We start from the raw sequence: 24,915 nt of genomic DNA, 5'->3' as shown, positions 1-24,915 counted from the left end.
CTACTGGATTTGCCGTGCGGCTGCCTTCCGGCGGCCGGGCAGGGCCGGGAAGCGGATGCCGCAGGCATCTGGCAGGATGGGCCACAACCGGCTTGGAAGGAAGGCGCAGTGGCAGAACCTCAAGAACTGGAACGGGACGGACGGCCGGAGCTGCTGGTGCTCCGGGCGCTGAAGCTGGGCGATCTGCTGGTTGCTGTTCCCGCGCTGCGGGCCTTGCGCGCGGCCTACCCGGACCATCGGATTCTCTACGCCGCCCAGGCCTGGCTTCAGCCCATCCTCGAGCTCACCGGATCCGTGGACGACCTGCTGCCCACGCACGGACTGGATGTCCCGGTGGCACTGGAGCCCGGCCGGGTGGAGATCGCTGTGAACCTGCACGGCAACGGCCCGGAGAGCCGCGGCAGGCTGGAAGCGCTGCAGCCCGCCGTCCGCATTGGACACCGCGCGCCGGGTTGGAAGGGCCCGGCGTGGCCGGGGGACGTGCACGAACGCGAGCGCTGGGCCCGACTGCTGCAGTGGCACGGGATTGACGCCGATCCGCTGGACTACCGGCTCGCCCAGCCGAGGGTGCCGAGCCCGTGCCCGGGAGCGGCGGTCCTTCACGTCGGCGCCGCCTACGGCAGCCGGCTCTGGCCGGCCGAGCGGTTCGCCGCCGTCGCCCGCGAACTGGCCTCCCAAGGCCACCGGGTCCTGTTCACCGGGAGCACGGCCGAACGGCCGCGCGCGCAGGCCGTTGCCGAACTGGCCGGGTTGGGGCCGGAATCCGTCGTCGCCGGTACTCTGTCGCTGGCGGAGTTCGCGGCCACGGTGGCCGAGGCCGCCGTCGTCATTTCTGCCGACACCGGCGCGGCCCATCTGGCCTCCGCTTACGCCAGGCCGTCAGTTGTCATCTTTGGTCCGGCACCGGTCAGCGTATGGGGCCCGCCACCGGGACCACACATCGTCCTAACCAACGAAAGCCTGCGGCTGGGCGACACGTTCTCCACTGACCCCGACCCGGCACTGCTGGCGGTCAGCGCGGACGATGTCCTGGCGGCGGTTGCGGAACTTCCGGTCGTTACGCCGTCCGCATCGGTTGCCGGACCGGCGCTGGCTGCTCCCCCAGCACCCGGCGCTGCAGTTTGACCAAGATCCGGGCCAGCGCACGGGAGACCTGCATCTGCGTCATGCCGATGCGTTCGCCGATGCAGCGCTGGGATTCTTCCTGAAAGTAGCGGTAAAAGAGCAGTTGCCGTTCGCGCGGCTCGAGCTCACGGATAGCACCCCGCAGCATCAGCAGCTCCTCGGTGCGTTCGGTGCCGCCGTCCGTCGCTGCCAGCGACTCGGCGAGGCTCTGCCCTTCAGGGGTCCCGTCCAGCGATACCGGCCGCAGGCTGCCGTGGCAATTCAGCGCTTCGGCCACCGCCTCCGGGCTCTCCGCCAGCGCGCCGGCCAACTCCGTCAGACGCGGTTCGCGGCCCAGCCGCTGCGCAAGTTCCGGCGTCATTTTGATGGCCGCCGTCCGCAGGTCCTGCAGATGGCGTGGCGGCCGGACCATCCACGAGCTGTCCCGCAGATGCCGCTTCAATTCACCATGCACGGTGGGGACTGCATAAGCCGCAAAGTCGGCGCCGTGGTCCGGATCGAAGCCGCGGACGGCCTTGAGCAGTCCCAGCCGTGCCACTTGCTGCAGGTCGTCGATCTCCCGGCCCGGGGCCAGATAGTTGCGGGCAATCCCTTCGGCGATGCCCAGGTGTCCCAGCACCAGCTCCTCTTCCAAGGCTGCACGCAAGGATCCCTTGGCGCGCTTCGCTCGGCGGAACAAAACCTGCACGTCAGCCTCGTCGCAATGCATCGTCAGACCACTCTCACTCGGGGAAGTGCGGGACCAGAACCGCTTCTCCCCAAAGGAATCATAAGCATGCTGATTGTGCAACAGGTTGGCGTGGGAAAAACGCGCAAAAGTCTTTTCTTCTCCGCGGAGAAGAAGGTATAAGCAGCAGAAGCAGTCCGATCCGGGCCGCGGCCTTCAGGACCAAGGAGTGTCTGGCCGCTCCTGCGGAACGCCGTCAACCACCAGGTCCACCCGCTCATTGAAGAAGCAGAACAGGTCCCGGATCTTCGGGTTTTCCGGGATGGGATCCGGATAGCTCCACAACACGTCGCGCACCACACTCTGGCCCATCCGGACGGACCAGTACCGGGCCTGGCCCTTGTAGGGGCAACTGGTGACGGTGTCGCTGGCTTCCAGCAGGTCGGTCCGTATGTCTGCAGCCGGCAAGTAGTAGCGGACGGGCAAGCGCGTTTCGAAGAGCAGCAGCGGCCGGATGCTGTCGGCCACCTTCTGGCCCTCAAGATAGACCTGGACCCGGCGCGAACTGCGCAGCGTGTCCACCCGCTTGTAAGGGTCGCGGGCATGCACCAGGGCCCGCTCGTCTTCCTCATACCATTCCAGCTGCCGCCAGGAGAACGTCACGTGACCGGCCAGCCCGGCCAGCGCTCCGGTTGGCTGAGGGTGCTCCCAGGCGCCGGCGTCCGCCCGCTTGCTGCCGAGGGCCACGTCCCAGATCTGTTGCCCGGCAGACCCCGCGCGCGGATGAGACAGCGCTCCGGCTGCCACGTCCTCCCGCGGCAGGTAGTACGTGGGCAGTTCGCCCGGGCCGTAGGCGACCAGCAACTGGGCCCGGCTACTGTCCGCCACCAGGTTCCCGCCCAGCCGGACCCGGATCCGGCGCTCGGTGGGCTCGGCAAAGGGTCTCTCGAATTCCATGGGGCACACGCTACTCTTCACCGGTTGCGGAGGGCAGGGTGCCAGAATGGGAATTCACCCCAGTGACCCAGAATCAGGAGGCTTGAGTGAGCACCGACGAACGTCGCGCCAACATCTACATCGACAAGCAGACCCCGGCGGCGTACCGCGCCCTCAACGGTCTGGCCCTCAAGGTCGGCGACGCCGCGGAAGCAGCCGGTTTGGACCGGAAGTTGGTGGAGCTGCTCAATCTGCGCATCTCGCAAGTCAACGGCTGCGCCTACTGCCTGAACATGCACACCCGGCTGGCGTTGGGCGAAGGTGAAACGGCCCAGCGGCTGTCCGTCCTTCCGTCCTGGCGGGACACCGAAGTGTTCACGGACAAGGAACGCGCGGCCCTGGCCCTGGCCGAGGCGCTGACCGAGCTTCCGGCCCACCACAGCCAGGAACGGGAGTATGCGGCCGCCCGTGAACAGCTCACCGACGAGGAGTTCTCCGCGGTCAGTTGGATCACGGTTGCGATGAACGCCTTCAACCGGGTCTCAATCGTCAGCAAGCACCGCGTCCGCCCGCAGTAGCCGCGCCGGTCACCTGCCCAAAGGTCAGTGCACGACGGCGGCCCACACCGCCGTCGTGCACGTCCCTCGGGAGGGGCGGCCCCACTGCTTCGAGCGGCCGCGCTCCGGCGCGCTTACTGTTCCGGAACCTGCGCGAGGGCGTCGATCTCCACCAGGACGCCGGGCCGGGCGGAGCCCACCTGCAGGACGGTGATCGCCGTCGGCACCTGGCCCCAGACCTCGGCGGCCGCGGCGTACCCTTCGTTCGCGTCCTGCCCGGCGGCCAGATAGATGTTCAGCTTCGCGACGTCCTGCTGGGTTGCGCCCGCTTCCTTGAGCACTGCCAGCACGTTGCGCATGGCCTGCCGCGTCTGGCCAGCCAGGTCATCGCTGACCATGACGCCGTCGGCATTGACCCCGTTCTGGCCGCCGACAACCAGCAGCCGTCCCGGTCCCTCGACGAGCACGCCCTGGGAAAAGGCCGGACTGCGAAACATTCCGTCCGGGTTGATGTGCTTCAGGCTCATGGCGTTCCTCCGTAGGTGCTCCGCATTGGGGTCATCACGCTAGGCCGTCACGGCGTCGGGCACCAGACCTGGCGCCGGAGCATGCACCACGGCACCGTGGTGAACACCACATCAACGGCCTGTGCCGGATGTGAAAACATAGGGCATGCGTCCGATGCAGCACTCCAGCAAACTCCAAAACGTCCGATACGAGCTTCGCGGCCCCATTTTGCACGCGGCCAAGAAGATGGAGGCCGAGGGCCACCGCATCCTGCGGATGAACCTGGGGGATCCGGCGCCGTTCGGACTGGAGGCGCCGGAATCCATTGTGGTGGACATGATCCACCACCTGCGCGGAGCCCAGGGCTACAGCGATTCCAAAGGCATCTTCTCCGCCCGCACGGCGATCTCGCAGTACTACCAAACCAAGGGCCTGATGCAGATCGGCGTGGAGGACATCTTCATTGGCAACGGTGTCTCCGAACTCATCTCGATGACGCTGCAGGCGTTCCTGGAAAACGGCGATGAGGTGCTGATCCCCGCGCCCGACTACCCGCTGTGGACCGCGTCGGTGACCCTCTCCGGTGGCAAGGCCGTGCACTACCTGTGTGACGAGGACAACCACTGGTGGCCGGACATGGCGGACGTTGAAGCCAAGATCACCGCCCGGACCCGCGCGATCGTGCTGATCAACCCCAACAATCCCACCGGCGCCGTCTACCCACGGCACGTGCTGGAGCAGTTCGCGGCGCTGGCACGCAAACACGATCTGGTGCTGTTCTCCGACGAGATCTACGAGAAAATCACCTACGAGGACGCCGTCCACATCCATACCGCGTCGGTAGCCCCGGACCTGCCGGTGCTCACGTTCAGCGGGCTGTCCAAGGCCTACCGGATGCCCGGCTACCGGGCCGGCTGGGTGGCCATCAGCGGTCCCCGCGCCGAGACCGCCGCGTACCGCGAATCGCTGGAACTGCTGGCCTCACTGCGGCTGTGCTCGAACGTGCCGGCGCAGCACGCCATCCAGACCTCACTGGGCGGCTACCAGTCCATCGGCGACCTGGTGAAGCCCGGCGGACGGCTGCGCGAACAGCGCGATCTGGCCTGCCGGCTGCTTAACCAGATCCCCGGTGTCAGCTGCGTCCCGGCAGCCGGGGCCATGTACCTCTTCCCCAGGCTCGATCCCGCGGTCTATCCCTTCGAAGACGACGAAAAGTTCGTGCTGGACCTGCTGGAGGAGGAGAAGATCCTGGTCTCGCACGGCACCGCCTTCCATTGGCCGACGCCGGACCACTTCCGCTTCGTGATCCTGCCTTCGGAGGAGGACATCGAAGAAGCGGTACGCCGGATTTCCTCCTTCCTGGCCATCTACCGGAAGAAGACGGCCGACGCCACTGCTGCCACCGCCAGGTGATCGCGCCGACCCAGCGTCCCGGATCAGTAGCAGTGCCCTGCTAGGCTGCTGACGTTCCGGCTGGCTTCGTACGCGGCCTCGGCACTGACATCGGGGGACCATGCGGATCAGGTTGACGGCTGCCCACGTGGCGCTTGGCGCGGTGCTGCTCGCCGGATGCTCGGGGCCTTTACCATCAGACGCAGGTGCTGCACCGGTGCACTCCAAAAGCCCGGCGGCGGCGCCAACCGCCGGCAGCGGATCGTCCGGTTCTGCGGCTGGCGGCGCCGCCCCGGCAACCGGCCGCTTTGCCACTCCCCTGCCGTCTGGATCCGTTATAGAGCCATCCGATGAGCCGGAGGTGGCCCTCAGCGAAGAGGAATCCGCGGCCAATATCGCGTACATTGACAGCTTCCTGGCCGAGCAGTGGAAGACGGGAACCAAGCCGTCGACCCTGAGCGCTGCCCGGCCCGGCGATTGCGTGTTCTTCGACTGGGAATATTCCTCCGGCCCCACGCAGACTGCCCTCTTCCCCGTGCCCTGCGGTGAGCCACACGAAGGTGAGGTCTTCGGCGTCGTCACGCATAGCGATCAGCCCTATCCGGGAGAGCTGACGCTCAGCAGTGAAGCGACCGGCGCGTGCGCCGACTTTCTTGAACAGCACCTTGAAAAGCTAGCTCGCGGCCATAGCTTCCGGCCCTTCTCACCCACCGAAGCTGATTGGAAAGCCGGTGAACGCAGCTCAGTGTGTTTGTACAGCCCGCCCGGACTTTTGTCAGAGCGAAGCCACTTCATGAATTAGCACCCCGCGGCAGCTCGAAGTCCCGTGTTAATTCGGCGTGAACATCGGGCCGGAGCCCTTGTGGCCGCCACTCTCCGCCCGCATTGTGGAGGAGAGAGATGCACCGACCGTTGGCCCGATCTGAGGAGTACCGAAATGCCTGATACCCCGCTCGAAAACTGGGACTTGGTTCCCGGCACCATGGTGGAGGTTCACAAGGACGGAATGATGCTGCGAACCGGGCGGATTGACGCGGTGACGCTCGATGCGGACATCGTCTGGCTCGCCGACAACGGCTCCCACCCGCGCAGCCTGTTTGAGAAGTCCGAAGGGTACCAACTCTGCCTGGCGAGGGACAGGAACTGACCGCGGGCACGGCTTGCCCCTATCCCCACCGGGGTGCCGGCGCTAGCGTGTCTGCCATGGAGATGAAACTTGAACTCGTTCCCGTGCCGGTCACCGACGTGGACCGCGCGAAGAAGTTTTATGTAGAGCAGGTGGGCTTCAACGCGGACCACGACTACCAAGTCAATCCCGAACTTCGGTTCGTGCAGCTCACGCCTCCCGGTTCAGCCTGTTCCATCGTGATCGGCGACGGCATCACCGAGATGGCGCCCGGCTCCCAGCAGGGCCTGCAAATGGTGGTCGCCGACGCCGGGGCAGCATGGGAGGAACTGATTGGCCGCGGTGTCGAAGCCAGCGCCGTGGACGTGCAGCCGTGGGGACATTTCGTCTATTTCAGTGATCCGGACGGCAATACGTGGTCGCTGCAGCAACTGCCGCCCCGGTAACCCCTGACCCCAAACTTTTTTGGCCACACCGGAATAAACCCGGAGGAGCGCCGGTTCTATTAGACGAAACTGCGAATGGAATACCGAGGGACCGGCATGTTTGGAGCAGGAGATCAGCGGAGAAGTTCTTTCCCGCGCCCTGCCACTTTGCTTCCCCGCCCGCATTGCTAGCGTCCTTCTGCAGCCGGCATAGATCGGCCTTTTGTCTCACCAGCAGTTCCTGAACGTTGCCATAACAGACCGGCCGCACGGCTGATCCGGTCTGCCACGGTACGCCTTTCCCGCCCGCTACATCGGAGGTCATGAATGACACTATCCACAACCAACAAGTCCCCCCTGGTCAATTCCACTCCCACCCGGATCCGCAACCTCGGGCATCTGCGCCGCGGCGATTCGGTCGAGGCCCGCATGGACAATGCCGTCCAGTACCGAGGCCTCGTCGACCGCACCGCTCCGGGTGTCGGCTTAGTCTGGATACGCGACGCCGCGGACGGTTCACGGCGCGCCATCAGCACCCAGGATTGCACGGTCTGGCGTTTGCCGAGCCAGCAGGCGTAGCGCGCAGCACCACCCACTCTTGGCGGACGACGCCGGCACCCATCGAAGTGCCGGTTCCGTCCGCTACTGCGTTAACGCGCCGTTATTGCGCTGGTAAGCACCTTGTCCAGCAGCGGGGCGCGGAGTTGAATAGAGCCGGAATCGCCGGACGGGAGAGGGCTCGTCCGGCCACCGCAATCGGAGAGCGTCATGGCCGTCTCGTTCAACCACACCATTGTCTATGCCGCGGATAAGAAAGCGTCGGCCACATTCTTTGCGGAGATCTTTGGACTCGGTCCGCCGCAGCCGCTGTTCGGCCACTTCATGTCGGTCACACTGGAGGGCGGCGTGGCGCTGGACTACGCGGACGCGGCAGGAAGAGTGCAGCCCCAGCACTATGCCTTTCTGGTCGGCGAAGACGACTTCGACGGAATCTTCGCACGCATCCAGTCGGCAGGAATCGACTACTGGGCTGACCCGGCCAGGCGCAGGCCCGGGCACATCAACCACAACGACGGCGGCCGCGGCGTCTACTTCACCGACCCGGACGGCCACTTTCTGGAGGCAATCACCCGCCCCTACGGTTCCGGCACCAGCTGAGGCGGGGTCCCGCCGTCGTACGCTGGACGCAGAATCCGTAAGGAGGGACCGCATGGACGAACAGCACGCGGCCAGCCCGCACGTCCGCCTCAGCGCAACGGTGAGGGGCCGGGTCCAGGGCGTGGGCTTCCGCTACTGGACCCGGGACCAGGCCGAGCGGTTGGGGCTGGTCGGAGCGGCGGTGAACCAGCCCGACGGATCCGTCGGAGTGATGGCCGAGGGCCCGCGGGATGCCGTCGAGCAACTGGTGGCGGCACTCGAATCCGGCAGCACGCCGGGCCGGGTCAGGGGCGTGGAAACGACATACACGGCCGCGACGGGCGGGCTCAGCGGCTTCGATGTGGGCTGAGGCTCCGGCCCCTTGGATACCATCGGGTCATGAATAACCCGGTTGACGCGGTCCGGCCGCCTTGGTGGAACGTGGCGTTGCGGATACCGTCAGGGTCTTCGACGACGAGGTTCCCACCGCAGCAGATGCGGCCAGGGTGCTGGGTTGCGATGTAGCAGCCATAGCCAACAGCCTGGTGTTCAATTCCGGCGGCAGCCCGCTGTTGATCTTGGCCAGCGGTGCACGAGTGGATACCAAGCTGGTAGCGGCCACGCTGGGAATGGATTGTCTCCGGCGTGCCGATGCGGACTTCGTCCTCACGCATACCGGCCAAGCCATCGGCGGCGTGGCACCGGTGGGACACCCCGCGCCGATCCGCACCGTGCTGGATCGGTCATTGGCAGGCCATTCCGTGCTGTGGGCCGGCGCCGGCGACCATCGCGCCATGTTCTCGATCGGCTTCGACGACCTGCGCCGAATCACGTCGGCCACGGTGATGGACGTCAGGGCCGGCTGAACTCTCCCCCACGCTGACACTCCCCCTGCCAAAGCTGAGGCGCAGATGCGACGTCTATGGGGCGGCAAATGGCGTTTAAGTTGGCCAGCCCCGCGGTGTGTTCACGCGGGGCTGGCACTTTGGGGGATTGGCCGGCCCGGGTGAATTGGGGGGTCCGTGACCGACTAACGCTCACAGTATGCCACTCGTCCCGCCGCGAAATGACACACTTGTGATTTGTGTTACGCAGCGGCGTAACAGTGCGGTTTTTGGTGGAGCGGATCACGGACCGGTCACCGCGAGATCAAGAAAATACCGGCCGGAACAGGGCGCCGTAACGGTTTCAGCATCAGTTCGGAACCGCCCGGTCCAGCGCCGGAAAAGGCTTCTATCCTGAGTGCATCTGATCCCCGATGAAAGGCAGTGTGCCATGAGGAAGCTCCCCACATGGCTGTCCGTGATCCTGCTGGTTTTGGGCCTGGGGTTGGTGGCGCCGGGCTCAGCGGCCGCCGCCCCCTACTGCGGGATTTCCTGGGGGTCCGGGGCAAAATCCGCAGCCGGGAGCACCTCTGCCCCCATCATCAATGTCCGCTCCGCGCGCCACACCTGCTACGACCGCATGGTCATCGATCTCCGCGGTGACGTTGCCGGCTACTCCGTGCGTTACGGAACGGTGCGGGCCCAGGGATCCGGCCGCGTCATCCCGCTGCGCGGCGGTGCTGACCTGGCCGTCGTGGTCAAGGCACCGGCCTACAATTCCAGCGGCCGGGCCACCTACCGTCCCGCCAACCCGAAGGAACTGACCAACGTCCGTGGCTACACCACCTTCCGGCAGCTCGCCTGGGGCGGAAGCTTCGAGGGCTACAGCACCATCGGCCTGGGCGTGCGTGCGCGGCTGCCGTTCAGGGTCTTCACGCTGGATGGCCCGGGCAACATGTCCCGGCTAGTGGTGGACGTGGCCCACCGCTGGTAGGAACAGCCTAGTCGGCGGCGGCTTCCAAGAAGGCCTCGGCCAGCGGGCCGGCCGTCTCAGCACCCAGCTTGCCGTCCTCTACGAACACCGCAATGGCAAGGTCGCCTTGGCCGGCGATCACCCAGGAGTGTGTCTGGGGCGGATCCTCGGAGCCGTACTCCGCGGTTCCGGTCTTGCCGATCGCGGGCTTGCCGGGCAGGTCGGCCAGGTTGGCCAGGTAGCCATCCACCACCGCGGAGCGCATCATGGTCCGCAGCTGCTCGGCTTCCTTGCTGGTCAGCTTCGGCACGTCCGGCAGCTTGGCCTGCGGATCGTGTCCCTCCACCAAGGTGGGCACCACGAAACCGCCTTCCACCACGGCCGCCATCATGGTGGCGAGCGACAGCGGCGACGTTTGCACGCGGGACTGGCCGATCAGCGAGGCGGCGTGAGCGGTGCCCTTGGAGTCCTCGCGCGGCACACTGCCCAAGAAGGCCTCGATCCCGGGGTCCGCGGTCATGCCGACACCCAGCGCACCCGCGGCATCCGCGAGCTGGTCCTGCGAGAGCTTCTCGTGTTCGGAGATGAATGCCGTATTGCAGGAGTGGGCGATGGCCTCGGTCAAGGTGATCTTGCCGGTGAAGGCCGCCGGGTAGCTGTCCGCGTTCTCGAAGGTGCGGCCGTCCACCACCAGGTCCGGATCGCAGGTGACGGTGGAGTCCGGGGTCATGCCGTTGCGCAGCAGGCCCAGTGCGGTGGCGATCTTGAAGGTTGAACCGGGTGCGTACCGGCCAAGGAACGCAGTGTTGTAGCCTTCGCTGTCCGGGCCGTTGGCCGCCGCGAGGACGGCACCCGTCGACGGCCGCAGCGCGACGATCGAACTCGGCGACTTGATGTCGGCCAGGATGTCCTCGGCGGCGGACTGCAGGTCCGGAACCAGCGTGGTCTTCAGGTCCTTGCCGTCGGCAGCGTCCTGGTGGAACAGGCGGCGGGACGGCGCTTCGGCGCCTTCATCGGCTGGCTGCGCGACCGCGGACACCGTGGCGCCGGGAGTGCCGGAGAGCTCTTTGTTGAACGCCGCCTGCAGGCCGGACGAGCCGACGGTCTCGCCGGCCACCACCTTTCCTTCGGACTTCTCGATGTCCTCTGCGGTGGCCTCGCGAATCGAGCCCAGCACCGGCCCGGCGAAGGTGCGGCTAGGTGCCAGCGGGATCTGGTCGTCCACGGCCAGGAAGCCGTCGATGTCCTCCAGTTTGCCCTGGTCCAGCTTCTTGAAGGCGCCCTCGCGAAGGGTGATCGCGTCAACGAAGGCCTCCGGCCCGTAGGCAGCGACCTTCTTTGCGTAGTCTGCCGCGTCGATGTCGACCAGCGCTGCCAGCTCCCGGGCGGAGTCCTCGGCGGCTGTTTTGTCCAGCCCGCTCTTGTCGATCCCGACAATCTTGACCGGGCGGTTCTTGACGATCGCCTCGCCGGCGGCGTCGAGGATCTGGCCGCGCTGCGGCTCTGCCGTGGCCAGCACCAGCCGCTCGCCCTCGGCCAGCGAGGGTTCAAGGACCTGCGGGGTCCAGCGCACCTGCCAGCGGTCGTCCGCAAAGTGGAGGTCGGCGGTCGTGGTGTAGCTCCAGCTCTGCTCCGAGTCCGGCACCGGCCAGTCATAGGAAAGGGTGGCCCGGAACAGGTTGGATTCGACTTCTTCGACGTCGGCCACCCTGACGTCTGGCTGCCACGGGTCCATATCCTTGGTCAGCGCGGCGAGCTGCTCCTGCACCTGTGCCCCGGTGGCATCAGCGAAAGGCACCGCCGAAACATCGTTGGCGGCCAGGCCTTCGGCCAACGCCTGGGCGGTTGGGTCGGGCGATTCACGCTCGGGAGCACAAGCAGCTACCGCTACCGCCAGCAGCAGGGCCATGATGAATGCAAGTGCGCGCCGAAGCATTATTCTCCTGGATCCGAGATTGTCCTGTTCGAACTTATAAGCGCCCCGTGGCGATGTCGAGCCGGGCGGCAGGTGGCGAATGCTGCTTCAATGGGTTTCGTCGGGTTGCAAGGCCACGGCGCCGGCCGGACAGGACTGCAGTAAGGACATCATGACTGAATTTGCTCCCTCAGGATCCCGCCGTGCCGCGGTGGTTTGGAACCCATCGAAAAAGTTCAACTTTGATCTGATCGAGCTAGTCGAGGGCCTGTGCGCCGAAACCGGTTGGCAGCCGCCGCTCTGGCTGGAGACCACGCTGGAGGACCCAGGTGCCGGACAGACACAGCAGGCGATGGACGCCGGAGTCGACCTTGTCATCGCGGCCGGCGGTGACGGCACCGTACGGCGCGTGGCCGGGCGGCTGGCCGGAACTGATACACCCATGGGGGTGATTCCGCTGGGCACCGGCAACCTGCTGGCACGCAACCTGGACCTGCCGGTGGACGATCCGGAGACCGCGGTGCGCATCGCCTTGACCGGCCGCGACCGGCAGATCGACGCCGTTCGTGCCAAGGTGGACGGCGCCGGCAGCGGCGCGGTGTTCCTGGTCATGGCCGGCCTCGGCTTCGACGCCGCTGTCATTGGTGGCACGGACGACGCGCTCAAAGACCGCATCGGCTGGCTCGCCTACGTGGAAGCCGGTTTGCGCAACCTGCCGGGCAAACCGGTCCGGGCCACGCTTTCCATCGACGGCGGCAAACCCGTGACCCTGCGGATGCGCAGCGTGATGGGCGGCAACTGCGGCAAAATCCAGGGCGGTTTCGAGATGTTCCCCGGCGCGCAGATCGATGATGGCCTGTTGGACATCATGACCATCTCCCCGCGCGGCCGCTTGGGCTGGCTCGGCGTGCTGGCCGGGCTCGCCAAGCGCGGCCGGAGCGTGGACCCGTCGGTGGACTACTACCAGGGCAAGGAAGTGGAGATCACCGCTGGCCGGCCGCAGGAGATGCAGCTGGACGGGGACCATATTGGCCTGGGTTCCCGGCTCTCGATGCGCGTCGACCCGGGCGCGCTGCGGGTCCGGGTGGCCGCGGACTGATCCACGGGGCGACGGCGGTGCCTGCCGCCGGGCGAGGGCGCGGCAACGTGCAACTGCGTCCCGGCAGCGTGCGGCTGCTCACAGTACCGACACAGTTCGGAACATATCTTGAGGTAGCGGTTGTTGTACGTGCTAGCGTTCAGCGTCGCCGGCCACCCCAGCGGCAGGCTCACCCTCCTAGACCACAAGGAATTTTCACCATGATTCGTCGTCGTTTGTCAGTGCTCGGTGCCGTTGCAGCTGCCGCCCTGGTGCTGGCCGGCTGCAGCACGACCTCGCCGACGGAGTCGCAGCCCTCGACGTCGGCCGCCGCGAGCTCGCTGCAGGAGATCAAGGACGCCGGCGTGATCACCGTAGGGACCGAGGGCACGTACCGTCCGTTCAGCTTCCACGAGGGCGGTACCGGCGAGCTGACCGGTTACGACGTCGAGGTTGTCAACGCGGTGGCGAAGAAGCTGGGCGTGGACGTGAAGTTCGAAGAGACCCAGTGGGACGCCATCTTCGCGGGACTGGACGCCGGGCGTTTCGACGTCATCGCCAACCAGGTCTCCATCAACAAACAGCGCCAGGCCGAGTACGCCTTCTCCGACCCCTACACGGTGAGCACCGGCGTCGTCGTCGTGAAGAGCGATAACAACGATATCTCCTCGCTTGCCGACCTGAAGGGCAAGACCACCGCCCAGTCGCTCACCAGCAACTGGTACGCAATGGCCAAGTCGGCCGGTGCCAAGGTGCAGGCGGTTGAGGGCTGGGCGCAGGCGGTTTCGCTGCTGGAGCAGGGCCGCGTTGACGCCACCGTCAACGACAAGCTCACCTACTTGGACTACCAGAAAGCCCACGACAACCAGAACATCAAGGTGGCCGCCGAGACGAATGAAGAGTCGCAGAGCGCCTTCACCTTCCAGAAGGGCAGCGATGACCTGGTGGATGCCTTCAACAAGGCGCTGGATGAGCTGCGCGCCGACGGCACGCTGGCCAAAATCTCCGAGAAGTACTTCGGCGCAGACGTCTCCCAGTAAGCGGGCGGACCCAAGACGCTAACGTAGCCATATGGACATCGATTGGGAGCTGCTGGCCAGCTCGTTCTGGCCCATCGTCCAGGGCGGACTGACCGGCACCATCCCGCTGGCGCTGGCCAGTTTCGCCATTGGCCTGGTCCTGGCCATCTTCCTCGCGTTGATGCGGATCAGCGGCAACCGAATCTTGGCAGGCATCGCCCGGGCCTACATCTCGGTCATCCGCGGGACTCCGCTGCTGGTGCAGCTGTTTGTGATCTTCTACGGCCTGCCGAGCATCGGAGTGGTGCTCCAGCCGTGGCCCAGCGCGATCATCGCGTTCTCGCTGAACGTGGGCGGCTACGCGGCGGAAATCATCCGGGCCGCCATTCTGTCCGTCCCCAAGGGCCAGTGGGAAGCCGGCCACACCATCGGGATGTCCGGCACCACCACCCTGCGCCGGATCGTCCTGCCGCAGGCCGCTCGGGTGTCGGTACCACCGCTATCCAACACCTTCATTTCGCTGGTCAAGGACACGTCCCTCGCGTCGCTGATCCTGGTCACCGAAGCGTTCCGTGTGGCCCAGGAAATCGCCGCCTTCAGCCAGAAATTCCTACTGCTGTACATGGAGGCCGCGGCGGTCTACTGGGTCTTCTGCCTGGTCCTCTCCGCCGCCCAAACACGACTGGAGAAGAGGCTGGACCGCTATGTCGCCCACTGACTTTCCGCCGATGGACTCGCCCGCGGGCGCCGACGGCAATCCCGTCCTCGCCGTGGAGGGACTTCGCAAGTCCTTCGGCGACAACCAGGTGCTGACGTCCATCGACCTGTCGGTGAAGACCGGAGGCGTGCTGGCGCTGATCGGTCCCTCGGGCTCCGGCAAGACCACCGTACTGCGCTGCCTGAACGGCTTGGAAATTCCCGACGGCGGACGGGTCGCCTTCGCGGGCGGACCGGCCGTGGACTTCGGCTCCGCGGTGAACCGCAAACAGATCTCCGCGCTGCGCGACCGCAGCGCCATGGTGTTCCAGCACTACAACCTGTTCCCGCACATGACCGTGCTGCAGAACATCATCGAGGGCCCGGTCCAGGTGCAGAAGCGGCCCCGGACCGAGGCCGTGCGTGAGGCGATGTCGCTGTTGGAACGCGTGGGCCTGACCGGCAAGGAAGACCAGTACCCGCATCAGCTCTCCGGCGGACAGCAGCAGCGGGTCGGCATTGTCCGGGCACTGGCGCTCAAACCCTCGCTGCTGCTCTTCGACGAGCCGACCTCTGCCCTGGACCCCGAACTGGTGGGCGACGTGCTGCATGTGATCAAGGAGCTGGCCGAGGAAGGCTGGACCATGGCACTGGTCACGCACGAGCTGGCGTTCGCCCGGGAAGTGGCCAGCGAAGTGGTGTTCATGGACGGCGGCGTGGTGGTGGAACGCGGCCACCCCGAGCAGGTGCTGCGCGAACCGCAGGAAGAGCGCACCCGGCAGTTCGTCCACCGGCTGCTGAACCCTTTCTAGGGATCGCAAACGGGGCTATCAAAACCAGCACGAACAGCACCGCAAAGCCGGTGTGGATGCCCGCGTTCGAGCTGTAGCCCCTGCTTCCCACTATCGGCTGCCCGCTCCCGTAACGTCGGTGCCCAGTAACGTATTCTTGACCACACTTCTCTGCTGCCGATCCGCGCAAAATCCGCGCCAGAGCCGCCGGAGCGCGGGAAAACGGCGTCCGCCACGCCGCTTGAAAATTCATCTGATGTCCATTGGAATGGCAGAATGTAAACTTCCATGCACCGTTCCGCATGGGCACCACGTTCCGGCCGGAAGCTACCAACCGCGCTTTCTCCTCTGCGGCAGCCTCCGGTCACGAAAGGCAGAACCATGGCCACGACTTTGGCTACCAAGTCTTTGACGGCACAGACGGCCTCCGAGGCCCACGATCTTCTCAATGCTGCGGTGGAAGAATTGCAAAAAATCGCGGCCATCGACGGGGATTGCGGCATCCTGGTCACCCGCACCGGACCCGGGCAGTTCACCGTGGAACTGAGTGACGACGTGCCCTACGGCATCACGCAGGAATCACACCTCGACTAGAACCCACCTATCAGGCTGAGTGCGCCAGTCGCGGCCCGCTGCGGGCCTTGACTCCCCGGTCGATGCTGCTACCGTTTCGCTCGTACGTTCAGGCAGTCCGGCAGACCTGAGGAGCGTTCCCGTGGCAAACGTCAGCATCATCGGTACCGGCAACATGGGCCAAGCCATCTCCGGCGTGGTCAGCAAAGGCGGGAACGTCGTCGAGACGTTCGGGCACGACGACGACAGACCCGTAACCGGCGACGTTGTCATCTTGGCGGTGCCGTACCCCGCCCTGTCCGACGTCGTCCGCACCCGCGGCGACCAGTTGGCCGGAAAGGTGGTGGTGGACATCACCAACCCGCTGAACTTCGAAACCTTCGACTCGCTCACCGTGCCGGCCGACAGCTCGGCGGCAGCCGAACTCAGTGCCGCGCTGCCGGACTCCCGCGTGGTCAAGGCCTTCAACACGACCTTCGCCGCGACGCTGTCCTCGGGCACCGTCGGCAGCCTTCCCACTACCGTGCTGATGGCGGGGGACGACGCCGAGGCCAAGTCCCTGTTGGCCGAGGTGGTCACCGCCGCCGGGCTGCAGGCGATCGACGCCGGCGCGCTCTCCCGTGCCCGGGAGCTCGAGGCCGTGGGCTTCCTGCAGATCACCCTGGCCGCTGCCGAGAAGGTGCCGTGGACCGGAGGCTTCGGCGTCGTCGCCTGACCGCGGTGGGGTGCCCGGCGCCGGGCCTACCGCCGCCCCGACCGCTTGGCCGCAACGGCCATCCCGGCCAGCACTCCGGCGCCGATCAGCAGCAGCACAGACACCACGATGAGCGGGGGCATCACATCCAGCCCCATAATGGACGGCATCACCGTCAGGCTGACGGCAAAGAGGGCGACGACGGCAGCGGCCAGCCAGAGGGCGACGGCACGGGGGTTGGATCCTTCCACGTCCTCCACTGTATCCGCGTCTCGCTCCGGCTTTGTGACGGCGGCCAGACCCCGCCGAATAAGGCCCCGGGCTCTTGCGGTGGGATAATTTCGCCCATGGCTCCAGCAATCGCGTACCAAGGTGAACCCGGCTCGAACTCGCACATGGCGTGCCTTGAGGTCCGGCCCGGCTGGGACGCGGTGCCGTGCGCCAGCTTCGAAGACGCCTTCGCCGCCGTCACAAGCGGCGAGGCCGAACTGGCCATGATCCCCATTGACAACTCGATTGCCGGCCGGGTGGCGGATATCCACGCCCTGCTGCCCAAGACCACGCTGCAGATAGTGGAGGAATTTTTCCTGCCCATCCGCTTCAGCTTGCTGGGCATTCCGGGGGCCACGGTGGAACAGGCCCGCGAAGTGCACAGCCACATCCATGCCCTGGGCCAATGCCGAAAGCTGATCCGCCGCTTGGGGCTGACGCCGGTTATTGCGGGCGACACCGCCGGCTCGGCACGGGAAGTAGCCGAATGGAACGACCCGACCAAGGTCTCGCTCGCGCCGCCGATGGCTGCGGAGCTTTACGGCCTGGAGGTCTTTGCCGAGAAGGTGGAAGACGACCCAACCAACACCACCCGGTTTGTGGTGCTGGCCGATCAACGGCCCGTCCCCAGCCGCGAAGAACTGCCCGGTCCCGCTGTGACCAGCTTCGTCTTCCGGGTGCGGAACGTTCCCTCGGCGCTGTACAAGGCGCTCGGCGGCTTCGCGACCAACGGCATCAACATGACGCGGTTGGAGAGCTACATGGTCGGCGGCGAGTTCGCTGCCACCATGTTCATGGTGGACGTCGAAGGCCACCCGGAGGATCAGTCGATGGTCCATGCCTTCGAGGAACTGGAGTTTTTCACCACCGAGATCCGGATCCTGGGCGTCTATCCCGCCCATCCGTTCCGGCTGCACCGCGGCGCGGACCAGCCCGCGGACGCCTGAGGCAGCCGAATGCGGGTGCCTGCGCCTGGCCCCGGACGTTCTTAACGAACTGTTACCCGTGTTTGACCGGGGACACATCGCGCTCTTACCGTGGGACATGAATCACGAGCGCCAACTTCACAGCCCTGGCTGGTTGGCCGGCAACCCTCTACCGTAGCGGGGTGCTCCAGGTGATGATTCGGCCCGCCGGGTTTGTCGGCAGGCAAGTACGCGTATCCTCCGGCAGCAGCGGATGCGCCCTAGCTTCAAGGATGGCCATGTCCCTGCACAACGACTTGACCCCGAACACCCTGCGCTCCGCCTTCGGTCGCTTTCCCTCCGGAATCGCAGCGCTCTGCGCCGTCATCGACGACACGCCGCAAGGCATCGTCGCCTCCTCCTTCACCGTGGGCGTTTCGCTGGAACCGCCGCTGGTGATGTTCGCGGTCCAGAACACCTCCCGGACCTGGCCGCTGGTCCGCCAAGCCGGTCGGATCGGTGTTTCGGTGCTGGGCACAGGGCACGACGGCGTCTGCCGCCAGATTGCTTCCAAGAGCGGCGACCGCTTCGCTGGGCTTAGTCTGCACCGCACCGACCAGGACGCGCTCTTCCTCAACGACGCAGCGCTCTGGCTGGATTGCTCGGTGCACCAGGAGGTTCCGGCCGGGGACCACCACGTGGTGCTGCTGGAGGTACATGGACTGGCCACGCACGACGGCGCGCACCAGCCGCTGGTCTTCCACGACTCCGTGTTCCGCCGGCTGGAACAGCCCGCGTTCGTTTAGGGCAGCGGTCGCCCCCGTGCCGCGACCCACAGCGCGTACCAGTCCTGCCGGGTCATCGCGGCGCCGATCTCCTCGGCCTGTGCACAGGCCTTGATCCGTTCCGGGTTGCTGGTACCGACGACCGGCCGGATGTTGGACGGATGGCGCAGCAGCCAGCCCAGCACCACGGCTTCCTGCGTGCAGCCCTTGTCCCGGGCCAGTTCGGTGACCAGAGTCGCCGTCGCTTGGTCCGCTCCAGCCCCGGTTCCTGCTTTGCCGGCGGTGGCGTGGTCGCCGGCCTCCGGCTCCATGGGCCGGCCGCTGTAGCGGCCCCGGGCCAGCGAGCCCCAGGCCTGCAGCTCCACCCCGTGCGCAGCGCAATACTCCAGCGTGCCGTGCGGGAAGCTGACGGCCGCGCCTTCCGGGTGGTTGACCAGCACGCCTGATTCAAGCCAGTCCCGCCGGTACAGACTCATTTCCAGCTGGTTCACAGCAAGCGGCTCGTCAAGCGCTGCCTGCAGCCACCGCATCTGTTCGCCGGCCATGTTCGAGACGCCCAGCCGGCGGACCTTGCCCGCCATCCGGAGGTGGCTGTAAGCCTCGGCGATCTCTTCAGCCGGGGCCAGCGGGTCAGGCCGGTGGATCAGCAGCGTGTCCAGGTAGTCGGTGTGCAGGCGGCGCAGGCTTTCCTCGGCACTGGCCACGATCGCCCCGAGAGATGAGTCATATTGGCCGGCCAGCCCGGGAGCCGGCAGCCGGATGCCGCACTTGCTTTGCAGCTGGATGGTTTCCCGGAGTTCCGGGCGCTCGGCCAGCACCCGGCCGAACGCAGCCTCCGCCTTGCCGTGGGCGTAGATGTCGGCGTGGTCGAAAATCCTGATGCCGATCTCCAGCGCCGCGTCCACCACCGTGTGGGCGGCGGCGACGTCGGCTGCCTCCAACGGGCCGCTCCCCCAGCCACCGCCCAAACCCATGCAGCCGAAGATCAGGCGGGATCCGGCGTCGTCCATTGGCATGTCCCTTCGCTGGGCGGGCTTCCAGCGTACGTCAACGCCGTGCCGGAACCGGGGCTTGTGGTGCCGGAACCGGGGGTTGTGCCGCTCCGCGGACGGCAGTACGGTACAGACGCGGGGCGGCGGGCGTCCCCAGGCAACCACATCAGGCCACCTGCGCCACCCGCGCCGCCGGAAAGTTCACCATGGCAGTACCTCCCAGCCCAGACCGCGGCCCGCAGCCCGCCGGCCCCTCAACAGCACCGGTTTCCGCCCCCACGGACCATGGCCGGAACCACGGCCGGGACCGCGCGGCCACGGCACAGCCGCGGATCATGGTGGTGTTCCTGGGGCTGATGCTCGCCGTGCTGCTGGCCGCGCTGGACCAGACCATCGTGGCGACCGCGCTGCCCACGATCGTCGGCGACCTGAACGGGCTGGAGCACATCTCGTGGGTGATCACCGCCTACATTCTGGCCGCCACCATCGGGCTGCCGATCTACGGCAAGCTCGGCGACCTGTTCGGGCGCAAGAGCATCTTCATCTTCGCGATCGCGGTGTTCCTGGGCGGCTCCATGCTCTCCGGCATGGCCCAGAGCATGCCGCAGCTGATCGCCTTCCGCGCCATCCAGGGAGTTGGCGGCGGCGGGTTGATGATCGGTGCGCAGGCGATCATCGGCGATCTTGTTTCGCCGCGTGAGCGGGGCAAGTACATGGGTTTAATCGGGGCGGCCTTCGGTCTTGCTTCGGTCAGCGGGCCGCTCTTGGGCGGGTTCATCACCGACAACTGGAACTGGCGCTGGATCTTCTACATCAACCTGCCGCTGGGGGCCGCGGCGTTGGTCGTCATCACCACCACCCTGCACTTGCATAAACCGGGCGGGCCCCGGCCCAAGCTGGACTATCTGGGCACCTTCCTGCTGGCGGTCGCCAGTGCGGCGGTCATCTTGTTCACCAGCTGGGGCGGGACCACCTATCCGTGGGACAGCCCGGTGATCATCGTGCTCGGCGCCCTCACCATTGTCGCCTCGGTGTTGTTCGTGCTGGCCGAGCGCCGGGCCGTGGAACCGGTCCTGCCGCTGCGGCTGTTCCGCGACCGGGACTTCACGCTGCCCACCCTGATGGGCGTGTGCGTGGGCATTGCGATGTTCTCGGCGATCGCCTATCTGCCCACCTTCCTGCAGATGGTCAACGGCGCCAGCGCCACCGAGTCGGGCCTGATGATGATTCCAATGACGGCGGGCATGGTGGGGGCCACCACCATCACCGGACAGCTGGTGACCCGCACCGGGCGCTACAAGATCTTCCCGATCATCGGCACCGTGCTGATCGCCGCCGGGCTGGTCATGCTCTCCCGGATCTCTGACACCACGCCGTACGCGTTCACCGCCGCCGGCATGCTGGTGCTGGGTATGGGACTGGGCTCCATCATGCAAAACCTGGTGCTGATCGTGCAGAACAGCGTCCGACGCCGGGATCTGGGCACCGCCACCTCGGCCACCAACTACTTCCGCCAGATCGGCGCCACCTTCGGCATTTCGCTCTTCGGCGCTATTTTCATCAGCCGGTTGACCGAGCAATTTTCGACGGCGCCGCACGAGTTGCTGACGACGATGCGTTCCGGAGGCGGCCAAAGCTTCAGTTCGCTCGGCCCCGCTGTGGTCGCTTCGCTGCCGGCCCCGGCCCAGGAGTTCATCGCGCATGCCTTCGCGCAGGCGCTGCCGCCGATCTATCTTTTGGCCGTCCCCATCGTGCTCGCCGCCCTGGTGCTTGCCTGCTTCGTCAAGGAGATCCCGCTCTCGGAGGAAGTGGGCACCCCGGCCAGCCGGGACCGGACGGAGCAAGCCGGCGGCCTGCGGGACCGGACGGAGTAAGCGGGCGGCACACGGCGGGACGGTGGTCTCCGTGGCGGCGGTATCGTCAAAGCATGACTACGCGCACGATCGGAACTCTAGACGTCGGCGGCATTGGGCTGGGCTGCATGAATCTCAGCCACGCGTACGGGGTCCCACCAACCCGCGAGGACGCGGCGAAACTTTTGCTGCATGCACTGGACGCAGGCGTGCGGCACTTCGACACCGCCGCACTGTACGGTGCCGCCGCGAACGAGGAGCTGATCGGCGAGGTGTTGGGCTCCCGCCGGGAGGAGTACTTCCTGGCCAGCAAGTGCGGCATGACCAGCGTGGCCGGCCGGCGGGTCATCGACGGGCGTCCGGAGACACTCAGGGCAACCTGCGAGGCGGCATTGCAACGGCTGCGCACGGACCACATTAACCTCTACTACCTGCACCGCTGGGACAAGACCATCCCCGTCGAGGAGTCGGTCGGCGCGCTGGCTGAACTGGTCACCGCCGGCAAGATCGGGGCGATCGGCCTGTCGGAGGTCTCCGCTGCAACCCTGCGCCGGGCGCATGCTGTGCATCCGATTGCGGCCCTGCAGACCGAATACTCGCTCTGGACGCGCAACCCGGAACTGGGAACGCTGGCAGCGTGTGCGGAACTCGGCACGGCCTTCGTCGCCTTTAGCCCGCTGGCGCGCGGTTTCCTCACCGGCACACTGAATGATCCCTCGGCGCTGCCAGCGAGCGACATCCGCCACGGTATGCCGCGCTTCTCCGCCGAGAACTACCCGCGGAACCTGGCGCTGCTGGATGGCTTTCGTGCCATCGCGGACGACGCCGGCTGCTCACCTGCCCAGCTGGCCCTCGCCTGGGTGCTGTCCCGCGGCGAGCACGTGATTGCGCTGCCGGGCACCCGGAGTATCGCCCACTTGGACGAAGACCTGGGCGCCGCGGAGGTGTCACTGGATGCAGACGTGCTGCAGCGGCTGGAGTTGCTGATCAACCAGGACACTGTCCATGGCCCGCGCTACAACGCAGCCACCCAGGCCGACGTGGACACCGAGGAGTTCGCCGCCGCTTAGCAGCGCTTGGCAGGGAGGGTGCGCGGCCGCGTACGGACAGTCAGGCGGTGTGCTGGCGGAGGAAGTGCACGCTCCGCTCCAGTGCCCGCCACGCCGCCTCCAACTCCAGGTTGAACTGGAACTGGTGCCCCAGCCCGGCAGCCGTCTGCGGGAAGAACTCCTCCACCGGTGTGCCGTTCTGCTTGAGCGCCTTGACGAGCGCCAGCGAGTGCGGCAGCAGCGGGTCGGTGTTGCCTGCGGAGACGAAAGCCGGCGGGAAGTTGCCGTCCACATGTCGGGCAACGGACGCCAGGGCGATGTACGGTCGCTCCAGATAATCCTTGGCGCCTGTGTAGGACCACAGCACGGTGCGCAGATAGTTCTGGTTCCCGGCTTGGTCCGCCCCGGCCAGGGACACGTCGTAGGCACCACAGTGCAGCAATACCGCGCGCAGTTTGTCCGGTGCCGTAGGCGAGGCGATGCCGAGCTTTTTGGCATACGCCGGATCGGAGACGACCAGCGCCAGCTGCGCCGCGATCTGCGCGCCGGCCGAGTCCCCGGCAAGCACTATCCGCTCGGTATCGATGTGCAGCCGCTCGGCATTGTGTTCCAGGTAGCGCAAGGCCGCAGCGCTCTGTCGCACCGGCGCCGGATAGCGGCGCTTGTGCGCCAGCGAATAGTCCACGCCAACAGTGGTAAAGCCGTAGGAGGCCAGAATCCGCAGGTAATTGGCGATGTAGTCCTTGGTCCCTGAGATCCACGCTCCGCCGTGGATCCAAACGATCGTCGGCAGGCGCAGCGCATCCCGCGCTGCCTCGTTCGGGAAGAACACGTCCAGGTAGGTGTGGCCATGGTTGCTGAGGTACTGCTGGTTCAGGATTTCGCTGACGCCGTCCGGCACATGGCGGGCCATGGCGCGGGCAGTGCGCCGGCCATCCCGCTCGGCCAACAGCCGTAGCAGCACCGCCAGCGGCCGAGGGCTGAAGCGCAGCCAGAAGACCGTCCCGCCGGCCAGGGCCGCCGGGACGGCCGCAATCACCGCAAGGGCAATCAGCGCTCGGCGGAAACGGACCTGCATGACTGCCTCCTGATCGGCGTTAATGAACCAATCGTGAGCCTGCCGTGCGCGCGGGGCAAGCCCCGATTTTTCTCTCCGAGGTACGGGCCGGAGAGCGTCTTCAGCCGAGGGCAACCGCCAGGCTGAGCACGCCCAACACCAAGGCCACGGGCGTCATAGTCCACCGCTCGGGCTTGCTGCGCGAAATGGCATTCATCAGGACGCCCAAAAACAGGTAGGCAGTAAGGATCCACATGAGCACCACGGACGCGGTGTGGGGCAGCGCGTCCAGAAGCTGCGCCCGGTCCAAAATGATAACCCCGAAAAAGCCATACAGGATCACCGAAACGGCGCTGCCAATCCGGAATTTGGCCGGCAGGACACGGTGGCTGCCTCCCCACGCGAACCGGCCCAGCGGCAGGCCGGCGGCCAGCAGGATCTGGAAGACGGCCAGCAGGGCAAGGAGACAGCAGGCGGCAACGGCCGCAACAGTGATCACGTGGGCAGTGTAGCCGTGCGTGAGCGCGGCGCCTGCCGCACCGGCAGCTGCCAGCGTGTCGCGGTGTGCCGGAGGCGGCTTTGCCGGTCAGCGGGTGGTGACCTTGCCGATCAGCGGGTGGTGACCTTGCCGGTCAGCGAGGCGATCGGCCGCAGGAAGATCGGCCGGGCCAGGAACCATGCCGCAACAGTGACCGCCAGCGAGGCGGCGAAGATCCAGAAGCCGGCCCAGCCGCCGTCGTCCGATGCCGCATACATGTGGTTGAGGTTGCGCAAGGCGCCGGTGGCCAGCACCAGCGTCACGTGCACCACGATGAACGCCACGAAGTACACCATCACCGGGAAGTGGATGGCGCGGGCCGCCTCGATTGGGAAGTACTTGTTCACCGCTGCCTTCTTGGGCCAGGCGGCCGAGGTGCGCAGGCCGGAAATGATTGCCAGCGGCGCCGCGATGAAGACGGTGGCGAAATAGGTCAACAGCTGCAGCGCGTTGTAGTTCACCCAGCCGTTTTCCAGCGGCCAGTCGAGCGAGGCGTACTGCAGGGCCGCGGAGAGCGCGTTCGGGAAAACGTCCCAGCTGGTGGGCACAATCCGCATCCAGTGCCCGGTGGCGAAGATCAGCACCATGAACACGATCCCGTTGAGCACCCACAAGGCATCCAGCGTCAGGTGGAACCAGAGGTTCAGCGTGATCTTGGTCGGCTTGTTCTTGGTCTTGACCAGGCCCTGGTTGTTGCGGGTCCAGTAGGCCGGCGGGCGCGTCTCGGTGCGCACCTGCAGCCCGGTGCGGATGATCAGCACCAGGAAGAAGAAGTTGAGGAAATGCTGCCAGCCCAGCCAGGCCGGCAGCCCCACCGGGGCCGACTCGGGCAGCTCGGAGCGGCCCGGGTAGGCGGCCAAAAAGTCCTGCACGCCCGGCATGGTGCGCAGCCACTTGGCCAGCAACACCAACAGCAACAGCACGACGACGGCGCCGGCCACTGCCGCGGTGATCTTCAGCCACGACTTGCGCGTGCTTCCGGACGGTTTCGTCGAAGTCGACATCGCCAGCTTTCCTCGTTCCCTCGCATC

Annotated in this window: 30 protein-coding genes and 1 riboswitch; of the genes, 21 read left to right on the top strand and 9 right to left on the bottom strand. The window is 66.4% G+C overall.

What is annotated here, in order from left to right:
* The first annotated feature begins 108 nt into the window (after positions 1–108).
* Positions 109–1,125, top strand: a complete 1,017-nt coding sequence (locus tag AC5RWX_RS02600; protein ID WP_493956637.1) for a glycosyltransferase family 9 protein — start codon at positions 109–111, stop codon at positions 1,123–1,125.
* On the opposite strand, the gene AC5RWX_RS02595 is transcribed toward AC5RWX_RS02600, so the two are convergent.
* Together AC5RWX_RS02595 and AC5RWX_RS02590 are read right to left on the bottom strand one after the other, a co-directional pair.
* A complete protein-coding gene (locus tag AC5RWX_RS02595; RefSeq protein ID WP_493941156.1) occupies positions 1,058–1,813 on the bottom strand; it encodes a sigma-70 family RNA polymerase sigma factor in 756 nt (251 codons plus the stop codon). The genes AC5RWX_RS02600 and AC5RWX_RS02595 overlap by 68 nt on opposite strands.
* 195 nt (positions 1,814–2,008) lie before the next feature.
* Entirely contained in the window at positions 2,009–2,749 is a 741-nt protein-coding gene (locus AC5RWX_RS02590; RefSeq protein ID WP_493944990.1) for a DUF427 domain-containing protein, read from the bottom strand.
* A gap of 86 nt (positions 2,750–2,835) precedes the next feature.
* Between AC5RWX_RS02590 and AC5RWX_RS02585 the strand changes: the two genes are divergently transcribed.
* Complete coding sequence (locus AC5RWX_RS02585; RefSeq protein WP_493944991.1) at positions 2,836–3,306, top strand: carboxymuconolactone decarboxylase family protein; 471 nt, start codon at positions 2,836–2,838, stop codon at positions 3,304–3,306.
* Positions 3,307–3,419: 113 nt separating this feature from the next.
* On the opposite strand, the gene AC5RWX_RS02580 is transcribed toward AC5RWX_RS02585, so the two are convergent.
* A complete protein-coding gene (locus tag AC5RWX_RS02580) occupies positions 3,420–3,812 on the bottom strand; it encodes a RidA family protein (protein ID WP_493941159.1) in 393 nt (130 codons plus the stop codon).
* 145 nt (positions 3,813–3,957) lie between these two features.
* Between AC5RWX_RS02580 and AC5RWX_RS02575 the strand changes: the two genes are divergently transcribed.
* The 9 genes from AC5RWX_RS02575 (at position 3,958) to AC5RWX_RS02535 (ending at position 9,690) form a co-directional block, all read left to right on the top strand.
* Positions 3,958–5,205 carry a pyridoxal phosphate-dependent aminotransferase gene (locus tag AC5RWX_RS02575; RefSeq protein ID WP_493941160.1) on the top strand — a complete coding sequence of 416 codons (1,248 nt, stop codon included), beginning with the start codon at positions 3,958–3,960 and terminating at the stop codon, positions 5,203–5,205.
* Between the two features lie 127 nt (positions 5,206–5,332).
* Positions 5,333–5,986: a septum formation family protein gene (locus AC5RWX_RS02570; protein WP_494096951.1), complete on the top strand. Its 654-nt coding sequence runs from the start codon at positions 5,333–5,335 to the stop codon at positions 5,984–5,986.
* A gap of 135 nt (positions 5,987–6,121) precedes the next feature.
* Positions 6,122–6,331, top strand: coding sequence for a hypothetical protein (locus AC5RWX_RS02565; RefSeq protein ID WP_493944993.1), 210 nt, complete (start codon positions 6,122–6,124; stop codon positions 6,329–6,331).
* Positions 6,332–6,387: 56 nt separating this feature from the next.
* Positions 6,388–6,756 carry a VOC family protein gene (locus AC5RWX_RS02560; protein ID WP_493944994.1) on the top strand — a complete coding sequence of 123 codons (369 nt, stop codon included), beginning with the start codon at positions 6,388–6,390 and terminating at the stop codon, positions 6,754–6,756.
* A 306-nt stretch (positions 6,757–7,062) separates the two neighbouring features.
* On the top strand, positions 7,063–7,314 hold the full coding sequence (locus tag AC5RWX_RS02555; protein ID WP_493944995.1) for a hypothetical protein: 252 nt from the start codon (positions 7,063–7,065) through the stop codon (positions 7,312–7,314).
* Between the two features lie 189 nt (positions 7,315–7,503).
* On the top strand, positions 7,504–7,893 hold the full coding sequence (locus AC5RWX_RS02550) for a VOC family protein (protein WP_493944996.1): 390 nt from the start codon (positions 7,504–7,506) through the stop codon (positions 7,891–7,893).
* 52 nt (positions 7,894–7,945) lie between these two features.
* Positions 7,946–8,242: an acylphosphatase gene (locus AC5RWX_RS02545; protein WP_493944997.1), complete on the top strand. Its 297-nt coding sequence runs from the start codon at positions 7,946–7,948 to the stop codon at positions 8,240–8,242.
* Positions 8,243–8,306: 64 nt separating this feature from the next.
* On the top strand, positions 8,307–8,738 hold the full coding sequence (locus AC5RWX_RS02540) for a YbaK/EbsC family protein (protein ID WP_493944998.1): 432 nt from the start codon (positions 8,307–8,309) through the stop codon (positions 8,736–8,738).
* 409 nt (positions 8,739–9,147) lie between these two features.
* Positions 9,148–9,690: an AMIN-like domain-containing (lipo)protein gene (locus AC5RWX_RS02535; RefSeq protein ID WP_493956638.1), complete on the top strand. Its 543-nt coding sequence runs from the start codon at positions 9,148–9,150 to the stop codon at positions 9,688–9,690.
* A 7-nt stretch (positions 9,691–9,697) separates the two neighbouring features.
* Here AC5RWX_RS02535 and AC5RWX_RS02530 read toward each other — a convergent pair whose 3' ends face one another.
* Complete coding sequence (locus tag AC5RWX_RS02530) at positions 9,698–11,605, bottom strand: penicillin-binding transpeptidase domain-containing protein (RefSeq protein ID WP_493945000.1); 1,908 nt, start codon at positions 11,603–11,605, stop codon at positions 9,698–9,700.
* 151 nt (positions 11,606–11,756) lie between these two features.
* Here AC5RWX_RS02530 and AC5RWX_RS02525 point away from each other — a divergent pair, with 151 nt between their 5' ends.
* The 6 genes from AC5RWX_RS02525 (at position 11,757) to AC5RWX_RS02500 (ending at position 16,456) form a co-directional block, all read left to right on the top strand.
* A complete protein-coding gene (locus AC5RWX_RS02525) occupies positions 11,757–12,683 on the top strand; it encodes a diacylglycerol/lipid kinase family protein (protein WP_493941170.1) in 927 nt (308 codons plus the stop codon).
* Between the two features lie 200 nt (positions 12,684–12,883).
* Positions 12,884–13,702, top strand: coding sequence for an amino acid ABC transporter substrate-binding protein (locus tag AC5RWX_RS02520; protein WP_493941171.1), 819 nt, complete (start codon positions 12,884–12,886; stop codon positions 13,700–13,702).
* Positions 13,703–13,733: 31 nt separating this feature from the next.
* Positions 13,734–14,399, top strand: a complete 666-nt coding sequence (locus tag AC5RWX_RS02515) for an amino acid ABC transporter permease (protein ID WP_493941172.1) — start codon at positions 13,734–13,736, stop codon at positions 14,397–14,399.
* Positions 14,386–15,189, top strand: a complete 804-nt coding sequence (locus AC5RWX_RS02510) for an amino acid ABC transporter ATP-binding protein (protein WP_493945001.1) — start codon at positions 14,386–14,388, stop codon at positions 15,187–15,189. The genes AC5RWX_RS02515 and AC5RWX_RS02510 overlap by 14 nt, the downstream gene beginning before the upstream one ends.
* A 360-nt stretch (positions 15,190–15,549) precedes the next feature.
* Positions 15,550–15,762: a hypothetical protein gene (locus tag AC5RWX_RS02505; protein ID WP_493941174.1), complete on the top strand. Its 213-nt coding sequence runs from the start codon at positions 15,550–15,552 to the stop codon at positions 15,760–15,762.
* 121 nt (positions 15,763–15,883) lie between these two features.
* Positions 15,884–16,456 carry an NADPH-dependent F420 reductase gene (locus tag AC5RWX_RS02500; RefSeq protein WP_493941175.1) on the top strand — a complete coding sequence of 191 codons (573 nt, stop codon included), beginning with the start codon at positions 15,884–15,886 and terminating at the stop codon, positions 16,454–16,456.
* Positions 16,457–16,482: 26 nt separating this feature from the next.
* Here the strand turns inward: AC5RWX_RS02500 and AC5RWX_RS02495 are convergent, their stop codons facing one another.
* Positions 16,483–16,686: a hypothetical protein gene (locus AC5RWX_RS02495; RefSeq protein ID WP_493945002.1), complete on the bottom strand. Its 204-nt coding sequence runs from the start codon at positions 16,684–16,686 to the stop codon at positions 16,483–16,485.
* A 96-nt stretch (positions 16,687–16,782) separates the two neighbouring features.
* Between AC5RWX_RS02495 and AC5RWX_RS02490 the strand changes: the two genes are divergently transcribed.
* Positions 16,783–17,652: a prephenate dehydratase gene (locus AC5RWX_RS02490; RefSeq protein WP_493941177.1), complete on the top strand. Its 870-nt coding sequence runs from the start codon at positions 16,783–16,785 to the stop codon at positions 17,650–17,652.
* A gap of 100 nt (positions 17,653–17,752) precedes the next feature.
* Positions 17,753–17,867, top strand: a riboswitch (SAM riboswitch).
* A gap of 42 nt (positions 17,868–17,909) precedes the next feature.
* Entirely contained in the window at positions 17,910–18,416 is a 507-nt protein-coding gene (locus AC5RWX_RS02485; protein ID WP_493945003.1) for a flavin reductase family protein, read from the top strand.
* Here the strand turns inward: AC5RWX_RS02485 and AC5RWX_RS02480 are convergent.
* Positions 18,413–19,405, bottom strand: a complete 993-nt coding sequence (locus tag AC5RWX_RS02480) for an aldo/keto reductase (RefSeq protein WP_493945004.1) — start codon at positions 19,403–19,405, stop codon at positions 18,413–18,415. The genes AC5RWX_RS02485 and AC5RWX_RS02480 overlap by 4 nt on opposite strands.
* Positions 19,406–19,593: 188 nt before the next feature.
* Here AC5RWX_RS02480 and AC5RWX_RS02475 point away from each other — a divergent pair, with 188 nt between their 5' ends.
* Positions 19,594–21,261 carry an MDR family MFS transporter gene (locus tag AC5RWX_RS02475; RefSeq protein ID WP_493945005.1) on the top strand — a complete coding sequence of 556 codons (1,668 nt, stop codon included), beginning with the start codon at positions 19,594–19,596 and terminating at the stop codon, positions 21,259–21,261.
* Positions 21,262–21,314: 53 nt separating this feature from the next.
* The gene (locus tag AC5RWX_RS02470; RefSeq protein WP_493945006.1) at positions 21,315–22,310 is read left to right on the top strand and encodes an aldo/keto reductase; all 996 of its coding nucleotides are present in this window, start codon (positions 21,315–21,317) and stop codon (positions 22,308–22,310) included.
* A 40-nt stretch (positions 22,311–22,350) separates the two neighbouring features.
* On the opposite strand, the gene AC5RWX_RS02465 is transcribed toward AC5RWX_RS02470, so the two are convergent.
* The 3 genes from AC5RWX_RS02465 to AC5RWX_RS02455 all read right to left on the bottom strand — a co-directional run bounded on the left by AC5RWX_RS02465 (position 22,351) and on the right by AC5RWX_RS02455 (position 24,888).
* A complete protein-coding gene (locus tag AC5RWX_RS02465) occupies positions 22,351–23,367 on the bottom strand; it encodes an alpha/beta hydrolase (RefSeq protein ID WP_493945007.1) in 1,017 nt (338 codons plus the stop codon).
* A 100-nt stretch (positions 23,368–23,467) separates the two neighbouring features.
* Complete coding sequence (locus tag AC5RWX_RS02460) at positions 23,468–23,845, bottom strand: hypothetical protein (RefSeq protein WP_493945008.1); 378 nt, start codon at positions 23,843–23,845, stop codon at positions 23,468–23,470.
* A gap of 110 nt (positions 23,846–23,955) precedes the next feature.
* The gene (locus tag AC5RWX_RS02455) at positions 23,956–24,888 is read right to left on the bottom strand and encodes a cytochrome b/b6 domain-containing protein (RefSeq protein ID WP_493945009.1); all 933 of its coding nucleotides are present in this window, start codon (positions 24,886–24,888) and stop codon (positions 23,956–23,958) included.
* Between the last annotated feature and the right edge of the window lie 27 nt (positions 24,889–24,915).

The sequence above is a fragment of the Arthrobacter sp. SPT-J7 genome, from assembly GCF_059089965.1.
This window is presented reverse-complemented; position numbering and strand designations above follow the sequence as displayed.